Origin of the sequence: Streptomyces sp. NPDC012474 (assembly GCF_042955185.1) — a bacterium.
Classification (GTDB): Bacteria; Actinomycetota; Actinomycetes; order Streptomycetales; family Streptomycetaceae; genus Streptomyces; species Streptomyces cahuitamycinicus.
In genome coordinates, this window is the sequence record NZ_JBIBEP010000008.1 from 257542 (window position 1) to 273954 (window position 16413).

General features: G+C 67.8%; 11 protein-coding genes. 9 read left to right on the forward strand and 2 right to left on the reverse strand.

The window, feature by feature from the left end; all coding sequences use genetic code 11:
• Nucleotides 1–119 precede the first annotated feature (119 nt).
• The 7 genes from ACFY9S_RS20005 (at nucleotide 120) to ACFY9S_RS20035 (ending at nucleotide 9022) form a co-directional block, all read left to right on the forward strand.
• Nucleotides 120–962, forward strand: coding sequence for a nitrilase-related carbon-nitrogen hydrolase (locus ACFY9S_RS20005; RefSeq protein WP_391130186.1), 843 nt, complete (start codon nucleotides 120–122; stop codon nucleotides 960–962).
• A complete protein-coding gene (locus ACFY9S_RS20010; protein WP_391130189.1) occupies nucleotides 959–2245 on the forward strand; it encodes an aminotransferase class III-fold pyridoxal phosphate-dependent enzyme in 1287 nt (428 codons plus the stop codon). The genes ACFY9S_RS20005 and ACFY9S_RS20010 overlap by 4 nt, the downstream gene beginning before the upstream one ends.
• Before the next feature lie 28 nt (nucleotides 2246–2273).
• Nucleotides 2274–3839 (forward strand): PucR family transcriptional regulator ligand-binding domain-containing protein, encoded by a 1566-nt coding sequence (locus tag ACFY9S_RS20015; RefSeq protein ID WP_391130192.1) that lies wholly within the window; start codon nucleotides 2274–2276, stop codon nucleotides 3837–3839.
• Nucleotides 3840–3994: 155 nt separating this feature from the next.
• On the forward strand, nucleotides 3995–4837 hold the full coding sequence (locus ACFY9S_RS20020) for a nitrilase-related carbon-nitrogen hydrolase (RefSeq protein ID WP_391130195.1): 843 nt from the start codon (nucleotides 3995–3997) through the stop codon (nucleotides 4835–4837).
• 80 nt (nucleotides 4838–4917) lie between these two features.
• Nucleotides 4918–6321, forward strand: coding sequence for a dihydropyrimidinase (hydA, locus tag ACFY9S_RS20025; protein WP_391130198.1), 1404 nt, complete (start codon nucleotides 4918–4920; stop codon nucleotides 6319–6321).
• An 11-nt stretch (nucleotides 6322–6332) separates the two neighbouring features.
• Complete coding sequence (locus ACFY9S_RS20030) at nucleotides 6333–7355, forward strand: TIGR03842 family LLM class F420-dependent oxidoreductase (RefSeq protein ID WP_391130201.1); 1023 nt, start codon at nucleotides 6333–6335, stop codon at nucleotides 7353–7355.
• Nucleotides 7356–7501: 146 nt separating this feature from the next.
• Complete coding sequence (locus tag ACFY9S_RS20035; protein WP_391130204.1) at nucleotides 7502–9022, forward strand: NCS1 family nucleobase:cation symporter; 1521 nt, start codon at nucleotides 7502–7504, stop codon at nucleotides 9020–9022.
• 25 nt (nucleotides 9023–9047) lie between these two features.
• Here the strand turns inward: ACFY9S_RS20035 and ACFY9S_RS20040 are convergent, their stop codons facing one another.
• A complete protein-coding gene (locus tag ACFY9S_RS20040) occupies nucleotides 9048–9716 on the reverse strand; it encodes a hypothetical protein (RefSeq protein WP_391130207.1) in 669 nt (222 codons plus the stop codon).
• Between the two features lie 803 nt (nucleotides 9717–10519).
• Here ACFY9S_RS20040 and ACFY9S_RS20045 point away from each other — a divergent pair.
• Nucleotides 10520–12334, forward strand: coding sequence for an aKG-HExxH-type peptide beta-hydroxylase (locus ACFY9S_RS20045; RefSeq protein WP_391130210.1), 1815 nt, complete (start codon nucleotides 10520–10522; stop codon nucleotides 12332–12334).
• Nucleotides 12331–13461 (forward strand): FxsB family cyclophane-forming radical SAM/SPASM peptide maturase, encoded by a 1131-nt coding sequence (locus ACFY9S_RS20050; protein ID WP_391130213.1) that lies wholly within the window; start codon nucleotides 12331–12333, stop codon nucleotides 13459–13461. The genes ACFY9S_RS20045 and ACFY9S_RS20050 overlap by 4 nt, the downstream gene beginning before the upstream one ends.
• On the opposite strand, the gene fxsT is transcribed toward ACFY9S_RS20050, so the two are convergent.
• The gene (gene fxsT, locus ACFY9S_RS20055; protein WP_391130216.1) at nucleotides 13455–16016 is read right to left on the reverse strand and encodes an FxSxx-COOH system tetratricopeptide repeat protein; all 2562 of its coding nucleotides are present in this window, start codon (nucleotides 16014–16016) and stop codon (nucleotides 13455–13457) included. The two genes, ACFY9S_RS20050 and fxsT, sit on opposite strands and share 7 nt — an antisense overlap.
• Nucleotides 16017–16413 lie beyond the last annotated feature (397 nt).

Sequence of the window (16413 nt, forward strand, 5' to 3'; positions counted from 1 at the left end):
AATGCCCCGCGGGTTGGCGACGATGGTCTTGGCAACCCCGTGCCAGAGGCTTACGTTCGTGGCTCTACGGCCGCTTCTACGGGCGTAGAGGCGCAGACGTCGCGTCGAAGGAGCAGCTCATGGCCAACGTCGTACGTGCCGCCCTGGTCCAGGCCACCTGGACCGGCGACACCGAGTCCATGGTGGCGAAACACGAGGAGCACGCCCGCGAGGCGGCCCGCCGGGGCGCGAAGATCATCGGTTTCCAGGAGGTCTTCAACAGCCCCTACTTCTGTCAGGTCGAGGAGCCGGAGCACTACCGCTGGGCCGAGCCCGTCCCCGACGGGCAGACCGTGCGGCGGATGCGGGCGCTCGCGCGCGAGACCGGCATGGTGATCGTCGCGCCGGTGTTCGAGGCGGAGCAGCCCGGCTTCTACTACAACACCGCGGCCGTGATCGACGCCGACGGCACCTACCTCGGCAAGTACCGCAAGCACCACATCCCGCAGCTCAAGGGCTTCCGCGAGAAGTTCTACTTCAAGCCCGGCAACCTCGGCTGGCCCGTCTTCGACACGGCCGTCGGCAAGGTCGGCGTCTACATCTGCTACGACCGCCACTTCCCGGAGGGCTGGCGGCAGCTCGGCCTGGCCGGGGCCCAACTGGTCTACAACCCCTCGGCCACCCACCGCAGCCTGTCGTCCCACCTGTGGCGGCTGGAGCAGCCCGCGGCCGCCGTCGCCAACGGGTACTACATCGCCGCGATCAACCGCGTCGGGCAGGAGGAGTACGGGGACAACGACTTCTACGGCACGAGCTACTTCGTCGACCCGCGTGGGCAGTTCGTGGGGGACGTCGCCAGCGACAGCCAGGAGGAGCTCGTGATCCGGGAGCTGGACATCGACCTCATCGAAGAAGTGCGGCAGACGTGGGCCTTCTACCGCGACCGCCGTCCCGACGCCTACGAAGGGCTGGTGCAGCCGTGACCAACGACCTCCTGGGCCGCCACCGGGCCGTGCTCCCGGACTGGCTCGCCCTCTACTACGAGGAGCCCCTGGAGATCACCCACGGGGAGGGCCGCCACGTCTGGGACGCGCAGGGCAACCGGTACCTCGACTTCTTCGGCGGCATCCTCACCACCATGACGGCGCACGCGCTGCCCGAGGTGACCAAGGCGGTGAGCGAGCAGGCCGGGCGGATCGTCCACTCCTCCACCCTGTACCTCAACCGCCCGATGGTCGAACTCGCCGAGCGCATCGCGGCGTTGAGCGGCATCCCGGACGCCCGCGTCTTCTTCACCACCTCCGGCACCGAGGCCAACGACACCGCCCTGCTGCTGGCCACGGCGTACCGGCGCAGCAACACCCTCCTCGCGATGCGCAACAGCTACCACGGCCGCTCCTTCAGCGCCGTCGGCATCACCGGCAACAGCGGCTGGTCCCCGACCTCGCTCTCCCCGCTCCAGACGCTGTACGTACACGGCGGCGTGCGCACCCGCGGCCCCTTCGCCTCGCTCAGCGACGACGATTTCATCGCGGCGTGCGTCGACGACCTGAAGGACCTGCTTGGCCACACCCGCCCGCCCGCCGCGCTGATCGCCGAACCCGTCCAGGGCGTCGGCGGCTTCACCGCACCGCCGGACGGGCTGTACGCCGCCTTCCGCGAGGTGCTGCACGAGCGCGGCATCCTGTGGATCGCCGACGAGGTGCAGACCGGCTGGGGCCGCACCGGCGAGCACTTCTGGGGCTGGCAGGCCCACGGCCGGAACGGGCCGCCCGACATCATGACCTTCGCCAAGGGCATCGGCAACGGCATGTCCATCGGCGGGGTCGTCGCCCGCTCCGAGATCATGAACTGCCTGGACTCCAACAGCATCTCCACCTTCGGCGGCACCCAGATCACCATGGCGGCGGGTCTCGCCAACCTCAACTACCTGCTGGAGCACGACCTCCAGGGCAACGCCCGGCGCGTCGGCGGTCTGCTCATCGAACGGCTGCGTGCGGTCGCCGCGCACGTTCCGGCCGTACGGGAGGTACGCGGCCGGGGGCTGATGATCGGCATCGAGATCACCAGGCCGGGGACCGACGAGGCCGATCCGCAGACCGCCGCGGCCGTCCTGGAGGCGGCCCGCGAGGGCGGCCTGCTGATCGGCAAGGGCGGCGGGCACAACACCAGTTCGCTGCGCGTCGCCCCGCCGCTGTCCCTCAACGTCGCGGAGGCCGAGGAAGGCGCCGCGATCCTCGAGAACGCTCTGCGGAGCATCCCGTAGCAGTGCACTGAGCAAGGGGCCCGCCACCATGACCATCACCCTGGATTCCCTGGAGCCCGCCCTGTCGGTCAGGCAGGTCCTCACCCTGGAGCGGGTGCTCGCCGGGGAGCCCGAGGTGGTGGCCGGCGCGAGCCATCTCGACCGGGCGGTGCGCTGGGTGCACGTCGCCGAGGCCGCCGACGTCGGAGTGATGCTCACCGGCGGCGAGATGGTCCTCACCACCGGAGTGCTGCTCGCCGGCGACGAGGACAAGCAGGCCGAGTACGTCCGGTCGCTGCACCGCGCGGAGGCCGCCGCCATCGTCCTCGGGCTCGGCCGCGCCTTCCCCGCGGCGCCGGACGTGATGCGCCGGGCCGCCGAGCGGTGCGGGCTGCCGATGGTCGTCCTGCACCGGCCCTTCCCCTTCGCCGAACTGACCGAGGAGGTCCAGTCACGGCTCGTGCGGCGCAAGTTCGCCGCCGTCAGCCTCTCCGAGGCCGTCCGCACCGAACTCACCGCCCTCATCACCGCCGGCGCCCCGCTGCAACGCCTGCTCGACGAGGTCGCCCGGCACAGCGCCTGCCCGGTCGTCGTCACCAACCTGGCCCATCGTGTCCTCGTCACAGCGGGGGAGCGGCCCGCGGTGGACGACGTGCTGCGCGACTGGGAGCGCATCGCCCGGCAGGCCGGCGGCGTCGAGGGCGACGGCTGGATCCGGGCCGAACTGGGCGGACGCGGGGAGCGGTGGGGACGGATCGTGCTGTGCGGCTACCGGGGCGACACCGCCACCGGACGGCTGCTGGCCGACCGCGCCGCCGAGGCCCTCGTCCTGCACCGCATGCTCGCCGGCGGCGCCGCCTGCTCCTGGGAGGAACAGTCCGCGCAGAGCCTGCTGACCGACCTGGTCAGCGGCGTCGTACCGGCACGGCAGCTGCTGCCCCGGGCCCGCGCGGCCGGGCTTCCGGTCAACCGGCGCACCTTCGTGCCGCTGGTCGTCCGTGACGGCGACCCCGCCCGGCTCGAACGCCTCCTGCGGCTGCTGGGCATGCCCGGCCTGGTCGCCGAACTGGCCGACGGGGCGACCGCCGTGCTGCTCAGTCTGCCCCGGGACCAGGACGCGGGCGCCCTCGCCACGCACTTCGCGACCCGGCTGCGGACCGAGACCGGCCCGGGCCACACCGTCGTCGCCGCTGCCGAAGCCCGCGCCTCCTGGGACGACGTACCCACCGGGCTGCGCGAGGCCCGGCACGTCGCGGACGCCGTCGCCGACTCCTCAGCCGTGCTGGACCTCCCGCCGGTCGTACGCCTGAAGGACGTCCACCTGCGGGGCCTGATCCGGCTGCTGCGCGACGACCCGCACGTGCAGTCCTTCGCGGAGCGCGAGCTGGACGGGATGCTGCGCGAGACCGACGAGGACCTGCTGTCGGTTCTGCGCACCTACCTCGCCAGCGGCCGCAACAAGTCCCGCACCGCACAGCTCCACCACGTCTCCCGGCCGGCCCTGTACCGCCGCCTGGAGGCCATACAGGTCCGCCTCGGGGTGGACCTGGACGACTTCGAGCAGGCCGCCTCGGTGCACATCGCACTCCTCGCGCACGACGCGCAACAGCAGTGAGACCACGGGATCACCTGGGAAACGGCGGTGAAACATGGGTCCAGGGCAGAGTGACACGGTGGCACGCCGCACGCCCTTTGACGTGACACGGTGCAACTCAACGACGACCCCGCGAGTTCCTAGGCTCACGGCACACCGAGCGACCGGAGGTCCCGATGAGCCAAGTGATCCGTGCCGCCGTCTTCCAGACCGCCTGGACCGGCGACAAGGAATCGATGATCCGGGTCCACGAGCAGGCGGCCCGCGACGCCGCCGCGCAGGGCGCCCAAGTCCTCTGCTTCCAGGAGCTGTTCTACGGACCGTACTTCTGCCAGGTCCAGGACCCGGCGTTCTACGAGTACGCCGAGCAGATCCCCGAAGGCCCGATCGTCCGGCGCTTCCAGGCACTCGCGAAGGAACTCGGCATCGTCCTGGTGCTGCCGATGTACGAGGAGGAGCAGCCCGGCGTCCTCTACAACACCGCCGCCGTGATCGACGCGGACGGCTCCTACCTCGGCAAGTACCGCAAGACGCACATCCCCCAGGTCAGGGGCTTCTGGGAGAAGTTCTACTTCCGCCCGGGCAACTCCGGCTGGCCCGTCTTCGACACGGCCGTCGGCAAGGTCGGGGTCTACATCTGCTACGACCGCCACTTCCCGGAGGGCTGGCGCGCCCTGGGCCTCGCGGGTGCCGAGATCGTCTTCAACCCGTCGGCCACCTCCCGGGGCCTGTCCGGCTACCTCTGGCAGCTGGAGCAGCCGGCGGCGGCCGTGGCCAACGAGTACTTCGTCGGCGCGATCAACCGGGTCGGGGTCGAGGAGTACGGCGACAACGACTTCTACGGCACCTCCTACTTCGTGGACCCGGAGGCCCAGTTCGTCGGCGAGGTCGCGAGCGACAAGGAGCCCGAGCTGGTCGTCCGCGACCTGGACATGGCCAGACTCCGCGAGGTCCGCGACCGCTGGCAGTTCTACCGGGACCGGGCACCGGGGGCGTACGGGCCACTGACGGCACCGTAGGCGGCCCGACAGGGGCGCGGGGAACTGCGCGGACCAGCCACACACAGCCCGCACCTTCACACGGCGAGGAGCGACACACCATGAGCACCCGAACCGTCATCCGCGGCGGCCTCGTCATCACCGCATCCGACGAGACCCACGCCGACGTCCTGATCGAGGACGGCCGAATCGCCGCCCTCGCAACCTCCAGCACCCCCGCAGCAGAGGCCTTCACCGCCGAACGGGTCATCGACGCCAAAGGAAAGTACGTCATCCCCGGCGGCGTCGACGCCCACACCCACATGGAGCTGCCCTTCGGCGGCACCTTCGCCTCCGACACCTTCGAGACCGGCACCCGGGCCGCCGCCTGGGGCGGCACGACGACGATCATCGACTTCGCCGTGCAGAGCGTCGGCCACAGCCTGCGCGAGGGACTCGACGCCTGGCACGCCAAGGCCGACGGCAACTGCGCCGTCGACTACGGCTTCCACATGATCGTCTCCGACGTCAACGAGCACACCCTCAAGGAGATGGACCACCTGGTCGAGGAGGGCGTCACCTCCTTCAAGCAGTTCATGGCCTACCCGGGCGTCTTCTACAGCGACGACGGCCAGATCCTGCGTGCCATGCAGCGCTCCGCCGAGAACGGCGGCCTGATCATGATGCACGCCGAGAACGGCATCGCGATCGACGTCCTGGTCGAACAGGCCCTGGCCCGGGGCGAGACCGACCCGCGTTACCACGGCGAGGTCCGCAAGGCCCTGCTGGAGGCCGAGGCCACCCACCGCGCCATCAAGCTCGCGCAGGTGGCCGGCGCGCCCCTGTACGTCGTGCACGTCTCGGCGACGGAGGCGGTCGCCGAGCTGGCCCGGGCCCGCGACGAGGGATTGCCCGTCTTCGGCGAGACCTGCCCGCAGTACCTGTTCCTGTCCACCGACAACCTCGCCGAGCCGGACTTCGAGGGCGCGAAGTACGTGTGCAGCACCCCGCTCAGGCCCCGCGAACACCAGGCGGCACTCTGGCGCGGCCTGCGCACGAACGACCTCCAGGTCGTCTCCACCGACCACTGCCCCTTCTGCTTCACCGGCCAGAAGGACCTCGGCCGCGGTGACTTCTCCAAGATCCCCAACGGGCTGCCGGGCGTGGAGAACCGTATGGACCTCCTGCACCAGGCGGTCCTCGACGGGCACATCTCGCGCCGCCGCTGGATCGAGATCGCCTGCGCGTCCCCGGCCCGCATGTTCGGCCTGTACCCGAAGAAGGGCACCATCGCGCCGGGCGCCGACGCCGACGTCGTCATCTACGACCCGCACGCCGAGCAGGTCATGTCGGCCCAGACGCATCACATGAACGTCGACTACTCCGCGTACGAGGGCAAGCGCACCACCGGCCGGGTCGAGACGGTCCTCTCGCGCGGCGAACCCGTCATCACCGAGCGGGAGTACACCGGCCACGCCGGGCACGGCGTGTTCACCCCGCGTTCCACCTGTCAGTACCTCAACTAGGAGTGGCGCAGATGGACTTCGGACTCGTCCTGCAGGCAGACCCGCCGGCCTCACGGGTGATCAGCCTGATGAAGCGGGCGGAACGGAACGGCTTCACGTACGGCTGGACCTTCGACTCCGCCGTGCTGTGGCAGGAACCGTTCGTGATCTACAGCCAGATCCTCGCCAACACCACGACCCTGAAGGTCGGGCCGATGGTGACCAACCCCGGCACCCGCACCTGGGAGGTCACCGCCTCCACCTTCGCCACCCTCAACGACATGTTCGGCAACCGCACGGTCTGCGGCATCGGCCGTGGCGACTCCGCGATGCGCGTGGCCGGCCGCAAGCCCAACACCCTGGCCCGGATCAGCGAGGCCATGAAGGTCATCCGGGACCTCGGCAGCGGACGGGAGGCCGACCTCGGCGGCGGCACCGTCGTCCGGTTCCCCTGGATCAAGCAGGGCGCCGAACTGCCCGTGTGGATGGCCGCGTACGGCCCCAAGGCCCTGAAGATGACCGGCGAGGAGGCGGACGGGTTCATCCTCCAGCTGGCCGACCTCTATCTCACCGAGTACATGGTCAAGGCCGTGAAGGACGCGGCTGCCGCCGCCGGACGGGACCCTGCCGAGGTGACCGTCTGCGTGGCCGCCCCGGCCTACGTCACCGAGGACGACTCGCCCGAGGCGCTCGCCCACGCGCGCGAGCAGTGCCGCTGGTTCGGCGGCATGGTAGGCAACCACGTGGCCGACCTGGTCTCCAAGTACGGGGAGCACTCGGCCGCCGTCCCCGACGAACTCACCGAGTACATCAAGGCCCGCGAGGGCTACGACTACTCCCACCACGGCCGCACCGGCAACCCGGACACCCAGTTCGTGCCCGACGAGATCGTCGACCGGTTCTGCCTGATCGGCCCGGTCGAGAAGCACATCGAGAAGCTGGACGCGCTGCGCGCGCTCGGTGTGGACCAGTTCGCCGTCTACGACATGCACGACGCGCAGGAGGCCGTGATCGAGGCCTACGGATCGCGGGTGATCCCGGCCGTCAACGGCTGACCTCCGCCTTCGCACCCCCTGTGAACTCCCCCTTCCCAGCGGCTCGGGAAGGGGGCCCAGGACGCTCCCCGGCGTATTCGGAGCGCACCCCCATCGGCGTCACCGCACGGCCTTTCCCGTCCCACCTCCCCTGATTGGCCCGGCCCATGACCGATACCGCTCCCACGACCCCACCGCCGCCCACTCAAGTCACCCTCGCCGACGGCCGGGTGGAGATCGCCCCGGGCGCCCCGGCACCGACCGGCCCCTACGCCAACGAGGACCTGCTGCCGGTCCCCGTCGAGAAGCGCACCTGGACCACGTACAACTTCTCCGCGCTGTGGGTCGGCATGGCCCACAACACGGCCTCCTGGACCCTGGCGTCCGGGCTCATCGCCGTCGGCATGGACTGGAAGCAGGCGGTGCTCACCATCGCCCTGGCCAACGTGATCGTGCTGATACCGATGCTGCTCACCGGGCACGCCGGACCCAAGTACGGCATACCCTTCCCGGTCTTCGCCCGGGCCTCCTTCGGCATCCGCGGCGCCAACCTGCCCGCCGTCGTACGGGCGTTGGTGGCATGCGGCTGGTTCGGCATCCAGACCTGGATCGGCGGCGAGGCGATCTACTTCCTGGCCGGCAAGCTCATCGGCACCGGCTGGACGGACACGGCGAAGGTCGGCGGCTACGCCTGGACGATGTGGCTGTCGTTCGCGATCTTCTGGGCGCTGCAGGTCGTCATCATCTACCGGGGCATGGAGACGATCCGCCGTTTCGAGAACTGGGCGGCGCCCTTCGTGCTCGTCGGCGCGTTCGTGATGCTGTGGTGGATGAGCGACAAGGCGGGCGGTTTCGGCCCGCTGTTCGACCAGCCCTCCAAGCTCGGCTGGGGCGCCGACTTCTGGAAGCTGTTCGCCCCCGCTCTCATGGGCATGATCGGCTTCTGGTCCACGCTGTCGCTGAACATCCCAGACTTCACCCGCTACGGCAGGAGCCAGAAGGCGCAGACCCGGGGCCAGGCGCTCGGCCTGCCGACCACCATGACCCTCTTCGCGTTCCTGTCGGTGATGGTCACCTCGGGCTCCCAGGCCGTCTACGGCGAGGCCATCTGGGACCCGGTGCAGCTCGCCGCCAAGACCGACAGCACGGTCGGCCTGCTCTTCGCGCTGGTCACCGTCCTGGTGGCGACCCTCTCCGTCAACGTCGCGGCCAACCTGGTCTCGCCGGCGTTCGACTTCTCCAACATCGCGCCCCGCCGGATCAGTTTCCGGGCCGGCGCCCTCGCCACCTGCGTCATCGGTGTGCTGATCTTCCCGTGGAAGCTGTACTCCGACCCGCAGGGCTACATCTTCACCTGGCTCGGCCTGGTCGGCGGCCTGCTCGGCACCGTCGCGGGCATCCTCATCGCCGACTACTGGATCCTGCGCCGCTCCCGGCTCGACCTCGCCGACCTGTACCGCCCGGGCGGCCGCTACTGGTACGAGGGCGGCTGGAACTGGCGGGCCGTCGTCGCCTTCGCGGTCGGCGGTGTCCTCGCCGTCGGCGGCGCGAGCTTCAAGCCGCTGATCGACGGCCGTCCCATCCCGGCACTCGCCGATCTGGCCGACTACGGCTGGGCGGTGGGCCTGGGCACGTCGATGGTGCTGTACCTGGTGCTGATGGCCACGCGGGGCCGCAGCACCGTCTGAGGAAGGCCGGCGCGCCGGAGGGCGTTCAGTCCTTGTCGCTCCCCAGCGCGGCCACGGCCTCCTTCGCGGCCTTGATGGCACCCTTGTTGATCGTGTCCGTGCTGGGCGCCTTCTTGGACTCGAAGTCGCTGCCGTTGTAGGTGATCATCACCAGCGCGTTGGAGGCGCGGGCGATCACGACGCCCTCGCGGGTCTCCTGCTTGTCCTCGGTCGTGAGGTTCACGACGGAGTAGGCGCTGTCTCCCAGACCGGGCACGGCCCCGCCGCCGCTCTTCTTCTCCGTGTGCTCCTCGTACGCCTTACGCGCGGCCTCGTCCGACTCCATGACCTCGTAGGAGACGTCGAGCCAGCGGTAGTCGTATCCCTTGAGCGCGTTCCACGAGCAGGTGCGGCGCAGCTCCGAGTCCGTGGACGGGATCTCCTTGCCGGCCGTCTTGGCGCCCGGCACCAGCGACCCGATCGTCTTCTTGGCGACGCTCTCGCACGGGGCGGGCGCGGCCGAGTACGCCTTCGACACCGTCGACGTCGACGGGGCGGACGCGGACTGTGTCTCGGTCTTCTCTTCGGCCGGCTTGTGCTCGGCGGCCTGCGGCGCCGCGAGCGGACCGGACGACAGCGCCCAGCCCGCGGCGGCGAGCACGACCACCGGGGACAGACGTGCGGTCAGGGCCAGGGGGAGAGGTAGGGAACGCACGGAGCCCTTCTCGTGGGGGGACGGAAGGTGCGGAGCGGGTCCGCACGGCGGACGGGACGACAGTGTCACATGAGTAACTGTGGTGCGGAAGTGCGAACTCGCTCCGTGGCTGCGCGGTGACGGGGTCTCACCGCCACGGTCGGTGGTTTCGGTGGATTGAACGGCGAGTGGGTGATTTGCGCAGCCATGTCGACGCGAGGATTCCGTCGGCAACGACAGCGAGAGGTCGGGCCGGTGGTGGATTGAGAACAGGGCGGAGGCCGTGAGTTCACATCGCCGGATCTGACCGGTTCCGAACTGGAGCAGTGCGGCCGCGATCGATGGCTGAGCGCCCGTGGCGACTGGCCGATGCCGGGGCGGTCGTTACCTCCGCCACGGGCAGGGGCGGTCTGCGTGTCTGCCGCAGGCGGTCACACGCCCGCGCCGAGCGGCGGTCTGTGAGTAAGTCCTCGTAGTCCGGTGCTGCTGGTTCCGTCTCGGTTACGGCTGAGCCCAGGCGAATACCTCGCGCCTGCCTCTCGGCGGGACTTGGCGGCTACAATTGTGGTCTTGCCTCCGCCGGGGTAGAGAAGTTGGGAGTCAGGTCTGGCGTCTACCGCGGCGGAGTCGCGCCGCATCAATCGTGGGGGGCGACTCATGGAGCGGTCGGAGGAAGTTCTCAAGTCCCATCTTCCCGAACTGGCTGATTTACAGCTGTCGCAGATCGACGCACTGCCGTCAGCGGGACTGCGGGCGTCGGTGCGAATGTTGCTGGAGAGACTCGAGGACGAGCAAGAGCCGCTCTACTCGTTCAATGCAAACATATGATCGAGACTCTGGGTGTTCGCACTCACGGACTGCGACGAGCGGACCTGGAGCGGCTTGCCCGAAACGTCGACGACGCGGCAATAATGGAGCGTCTGTGTGAGGCGGAACTCAGCAAGCACCTGCTGCTCTTCCATGGCGTCCTCGCTGAGGCGGCCCGATGCTTTCCCAGAGTTTACGCCGAACTGGAATTGGCTGGCGTATGGGAGATACTGGGGCGTGTTCAGCAGGAGGCCCCTGATGTCTTCGGCCGGCTTTTTCGCATGCCGCAGTTGGGGGCCTGGGCTGTCGACTGTCTGAGAAGCGTGACTCAGGCGCACCAAGCGAGTCCTGCCCTGAGGGTGAATCTTTCCCGGGCAGGAACCTTCGCAGCCACCGGCGGCATCTGGGGCGGGACGGATTTCGATCTGCCATTGGTCTTGCCGGACAAGCGGCTGGTGCTGCCCGGCTTCAGAGCGCTACCGGTACCGGTGCAGGGGGAGGTCCGGCTCCGACGACACAAGGGCCGTCTGGATATCGGTACAGGCGGGGCGCTCGCGACGTTACCCCAGCCCGCATCGGTGAGGATACGAACCCGGGACGGCAAGCTGTCGCTGTCGGTGGATCTCGATGACACCACACCATACTTGGATCGCTATCGACATCAGCGAGTAGAAGAATTGAGTGCGCGGGATCTACGCAAGTGGTCCGAAAGGGTTGCCGGCGCCTGGCGTATTCTTGCCCAGCGCCACCCGGACACGGCACAAGCCATGTCCACCTCTGTTCAGGCCATCGTTCCTCTTCGATCCGATATGGCAGGGTCGACTGTGGCTGCCACGTCGCCCGCGGTATTCGGCGCCATCGCCACGTCGTTGGCCGGGGACGACCTGACCTTCGCCGAGACGTTGGTTCACGAGTTTCAGCACCTGAAACTGTGTGCTGTGCTCGATCTTTTCCCGCTGGTGATGGCTGGAGGCGGAGCACTGTCCTACGCGCCCTGGCGGGAAGATCCCCGTCCTGCGCGCGGACTGCTGCAGGGCGCCTACGCCTATCTCGGCGTCACTCGATTCTGGCGGGTGCAGCGCTGGCACATGCGGCCTGATCAGGCGCTGCGGGGGCATGCCGAGTTCTACCGGCGCTGTGCGGAGACTCTGCAAGTACTCCACGACCTCCTCGCGTCCGGTCGGCTGACGGCAGAGGGGCGGCGCTTCGTCGAAGTCGCAGAGCTGCAACTGCGTGGGTGGCAGCGTGACGATGTCCCCGACCTCGCGCGTCGCCTTGCCCGTGCTGCCTCCTACGAGCATCGGACGACGTGGGAGGCGCGTCACGTATCAGTGGATCCCGAGCCGGTTGCTCGGCTGGTCGAGGCGTGGAACACCGGGAGGATCCCAGAGTCGGCCACGTGCGCTGTCGTGCCGTACCGGGTCCGGCCCGTCCATCACAGGCCCGCTCATGCGAGGGGAAGTCTGCTGACTATGCGCTATGCCGATCCCGAGCGTTTCCGGGAGTTGCTGGAGGAAGGCGGACCGGACGGTCGGGGAGCACTGCGCCTCAGCGCGGCGGATGTCGCGCTGCTTCGTGATGACATGCGTTCCGCGACCGCAGCCTACCGGGCAGAGATTTGCCGGGGTGATGTCGAGCCGGAGGTCTGGTCGGGTCTGGCTGTGGCCGCCGTCGACCGCCTACCTGACGCGGCCGCCGCTTTCCTGCGTCGTCGGCTTCCCCTGGTCCTCGCCCTTCATTCGGCCATTCATGCCATCGATGGGAGCCGCGTCGATCCGATCGAACTCGCGGGATGGCTGGCCGACGTCGAGGCAACGGAGAGGCTGCGATGACGATAACTCCCTTTCGGCAGTTCGTTCTGAAAGTCCACAGTCGCTGCAACCTGGCGTGTGACTACTGCTACGTCTACCAAATGAATGATCAGTCATGGAGGCAGCAGCCGCACCGCATGAGCCTGACCACCATGCATCAGGTGGTCGAGCGGATCGCTGAGCACGCCGAAACCCATCGTCTGCTGTCGCTCTCCCTGATTCTGCACGGTGGCGAACCCTTGCTGGCCGGGACAGGCTTTATCACTGTGCTGATCCAGCGTCTGCGCGAAACCGTCCCCGCCCAGGTGAACGTGAGTATGCAGACCAACGGGACCCTGCTCACAGAGGAGTGTCTCGAGGTTCTGGCCGGTCTCGATGTGAAGATCGGTGTGAGTCTGGACGGTGACGCGGGGGCTTCCGATCGGCATCGTCGCTTTGCCAGTGGCGAGGGTAGTCATCGCCATGTCGAGCGGGCCCTTCGCTTGCTCAGCGAAGAGCGGTTCCGAGGAACCTTCGCCGGTCTGCTCTGCACCATCGACCTCAACAGTCCTCCGCTCCCGACATACGAGGCGCTGCTCGAGCACGCGCCACCTGCAGTCGACTTCCTTCTCCCCCATGGCACGTGGTTGCAGCCGCCCCCGGGGCGCGGCAGAGGCGCGAGCGGCACGCCGTACGCCGACTGGCTGCTCGCGATCTTCGACCGGTGGTACGACGAAGCGGAGACCTGGGTGCGGATGTTCGGGGAGATCACTCAGGCCGTCCTGGGAGGAACTCCTGCCGTCGAGGGGTTGGGTCTGCGCCCGTCGACGGTGGTGGTCGTGGAGACGGACGGATCGATCAAGCAACTCGACTCTCTTGCGGCTGCTCATGCGGGGGCCGCGGATCTTGACCTGCAGGTGTCGACCAACGCGTTCGACGCTGCCTTGTCGCATCCTCTCACCAGGCTTCGACAGGGCGGCGTCGACTCATTGCCGACAGTCTGCCGGGAGTGCGCGGTCCTGCGGGTGTGCGGGGGCGGACTGTTCACGCACCGATACGACCATGAAGGCGGCTTCCTGAATCCCTCGGTCTACTGCCCGGATCTGCTGCACCTGATCACGTCGATATCGAGTCGGGTGTCGGCGGACCTGGGCAGGACTGTTCAGTAGGGCTCGATGTCGATGCTGATGCGCCCGCGCTGCTGTGCGATCCGGGTAACCGGATGTTCCATGGAGAGGACTTCCTCGTAGCGCCGGAGGATGTCGACTCGCAGATCTTCCGCTTGCTGGGCGTTGCCTGTGGCTCGCAGGTCCAGGCTGAAGTTGGCGCCCATCGCGAGGGTGTCCGGGTGTTTCTCACCCAAGACGCGGCTGCTGACCTCGTAACAATGGCGGCTCAGGTCGAGCGCGCCGGCCGTTTCTCCGACGGCTGCGAGGTCGCTGGCCAGGTTTGCCGTGGCCTGCAAGGTGAAGGGATGCTCCGGGCCGAAGACTTCGCACAGTCCCTGCACCGCGGTGGTGTCCAATGCGCGTGCCTCTTCGGGGCTGTTACGCCTGAGGACCAAGGCGAGGTTCACCATGGTGGCCCAAGTGATGTCACTCTTCGGGATGTCGAGCTTGGGGCACAGCGCAAGTGCCGAGCGTCCCAGCTTCTCGGCCTCGCGGAGCCGGTCGGTGACCCTCAGGTCATTGATCCGGTTGATATTGGCCCGCAGGGTGTAGCGGTGCTCCTCGCCCAGGAAATCGACGTATCGGCGGACTGCTGTCTCGCTTGCCTGGAGAGCGTCTTCGTAATGGCCGGCTTTGCGCAGCGCGACCGCGAAACTCTTCTGTGCGTTGAGCGAGTCCAGGGTCTCGGGGCCCGTGCGCAGTTCGAGGGCGGCAATGACGTCGCGGGCCACGTCGAGGGCCAGATCATACTGGCCGCAGCCCCGAAGGTCGTGTGAGATCGAGTCCTTGGAGGTGAGGGTGCGCAGGTTGGTGGGTCCGAGGGCACGCTCCCGCTCGGTGTAGGCCAGTTCGTCCTGCCGCAGTGCGTCGCGGAACTGTCCCAGTCGCCTGTAGTCGGCACCCAGGTTGTTGCGGACGTTGAGGGTCCGGGGATGGTGTGGGAGGAAGACATGTTCGAACAGAGGCAACAGCTTGCGGTCAAGTTCGAGTGCCTCCTCGAATTTCCCGAGTGTGCGCAGGTCGCCACCGTAGCTGTTGGCGCAGATGAGAGTGACTTCGTGGTCCTCGCCGAACTTCCCGGTCAGCAGCTCAAGCGTTTCCTGGTTGAGTTCTCGCGCCTCTTTGGACCGCCCTGCCAGGCGCATGGCGATTCCGACTTCGACGGCGAGCTGGAGGACACGTTCGTCGTCACGTCCTGATGTGTCGCGCCAGACCTTGAGCGCTGCCTCGCCGAGCCGGAGAGATTCCTCGTGTCCACCTCGCAGGTGCAGGCGGCGAACCTGGTCGACGACGAGCTGGCGCAGGTCGGAATGGTCGCTGTTCAGAGCCCCTGCGGGGATGAGGTGCTGCAGGGATCGTTCGTATTGAGCGTCGTTGCTCTCTCGATCCGGGTTCCGCGGATTGGTGGACGCGAGGAGGATGTGTACCGCTGTGCGATATGCGTCGCAGTCCTCAGGGCGTTCGACGGCGATCTGCCCGCGGGTGACGCGTTGTACCACCCGGTGCACGGTCAGGACATTGCGCTTGCCGTCCGTCTTCGCGAGTGAGTAACGGTGCAGCCGTCGTGCGGCTTGCCGGAAACGCCGGGTGTCAGCCAGTACTTCGGCGAGGGTCTCTGGCGCACGCACGTTCCTGCCGCCGGTGAGGAACAGTTCTTCCGCCATCGGCTCCGGGGAGAAGAACGCACACAGGTTGAAGAGTTCGGTGGCGTCCGAGCCGAGTTGACGGCTGGAGATGCTCCATGTGGTGGCTACGACATGGGGGTAGTCCATGTCGACATGCTCGCTGAGCAGCTCATGCGGGTCATCTTCGAACATGCCCAGATAGTCGTTGACCGAGCTTCCGGTCTCGGCCAGATAGGCAGCGGCATGTTCCGCGGCGATGGGGAGATTGTCCAGCGCACGTGCCAGGCGTACGGCATCGACGTGGCGGCTTCGTTCGGACTCCGAGGTGAGCGGATTTCCTTGCTCATCGAGCACTGCCAGGTCGGGAACCCTCCTGCGGAGAAAGTCGACGGTTTCTTCTTCGGAGAATTGTGTGACCTCGATGCCCTCGGCCTTGGTGTGGCGACGCCACTGCTGCTCGCGCGACGTGATGATGACGTGACCGTGCGGTCGGCCACCGGGCAGGTAGCGTTTGACGACCTCCGGCTGCGTCGCGTTGTCGAAGATGAGCAGCCACCGGTCGTAGGGACCGCTGCGCAGTGCGTCCATCACCGTCCAGATCGACTTGTCGCGCTGCCCGTCGGGCGAGACCAGTCCCAGCCGTTTCCCCAGCTTCAGGAACGCGTCGCGCATGCGGTCTTCATGTTCGGACCGCACCCACCACACGAGGTCGTACTCCTTGGCGAACCGGTGCGCGTACTCGACGGCGATCTCCGTCTTGCCGATGCCCCCGAGGCCGAACACTGCCTGAGGGGGCTGGCTCAAGACTTCGACGGCGGATGTCGTCAACCGCTGACGCAGTATCCGCAGCTCCTCCCCCCGGCCGGTGAAGTGTGGGTTCCGGGCGGGAATCTCGTCGCCAAAGATCAGACTGCGCGCGAAGGCTTCCACGAAGCCGCTCCTTGGTCGTTTATCGATCGTGCGTTCCGGAAGGTGAGGCTCTTGTCGGGGGGACGTCGCACGCCGTGAGCCGACTGTCCATGGTACGTGCTTTCAGGTCTGCATGAAGCTGCCTGCGCCCACCTTCATCCGCGGCGTCAACGTTTCGGCTTGACTCACTCGTTGGGGTGTTAACCGTGAAACGGGATGTGTTCCTGCGAACCCCGGGCCCTGTGGGGTTCCGGCCGGTATGTTGTGCGTCGGCATTGCGATTCACGGCCACAGTGCGGTCATGGCGTGATTTGTGGCGAGGGCTTGTACATGGCGTTCGCATAGCGGATGGCGAGGTGGGGAGGCGGTCGCTTTTGATTGACAGGGTGAGTTACCAAGGGAGACACTTGTTGATCCA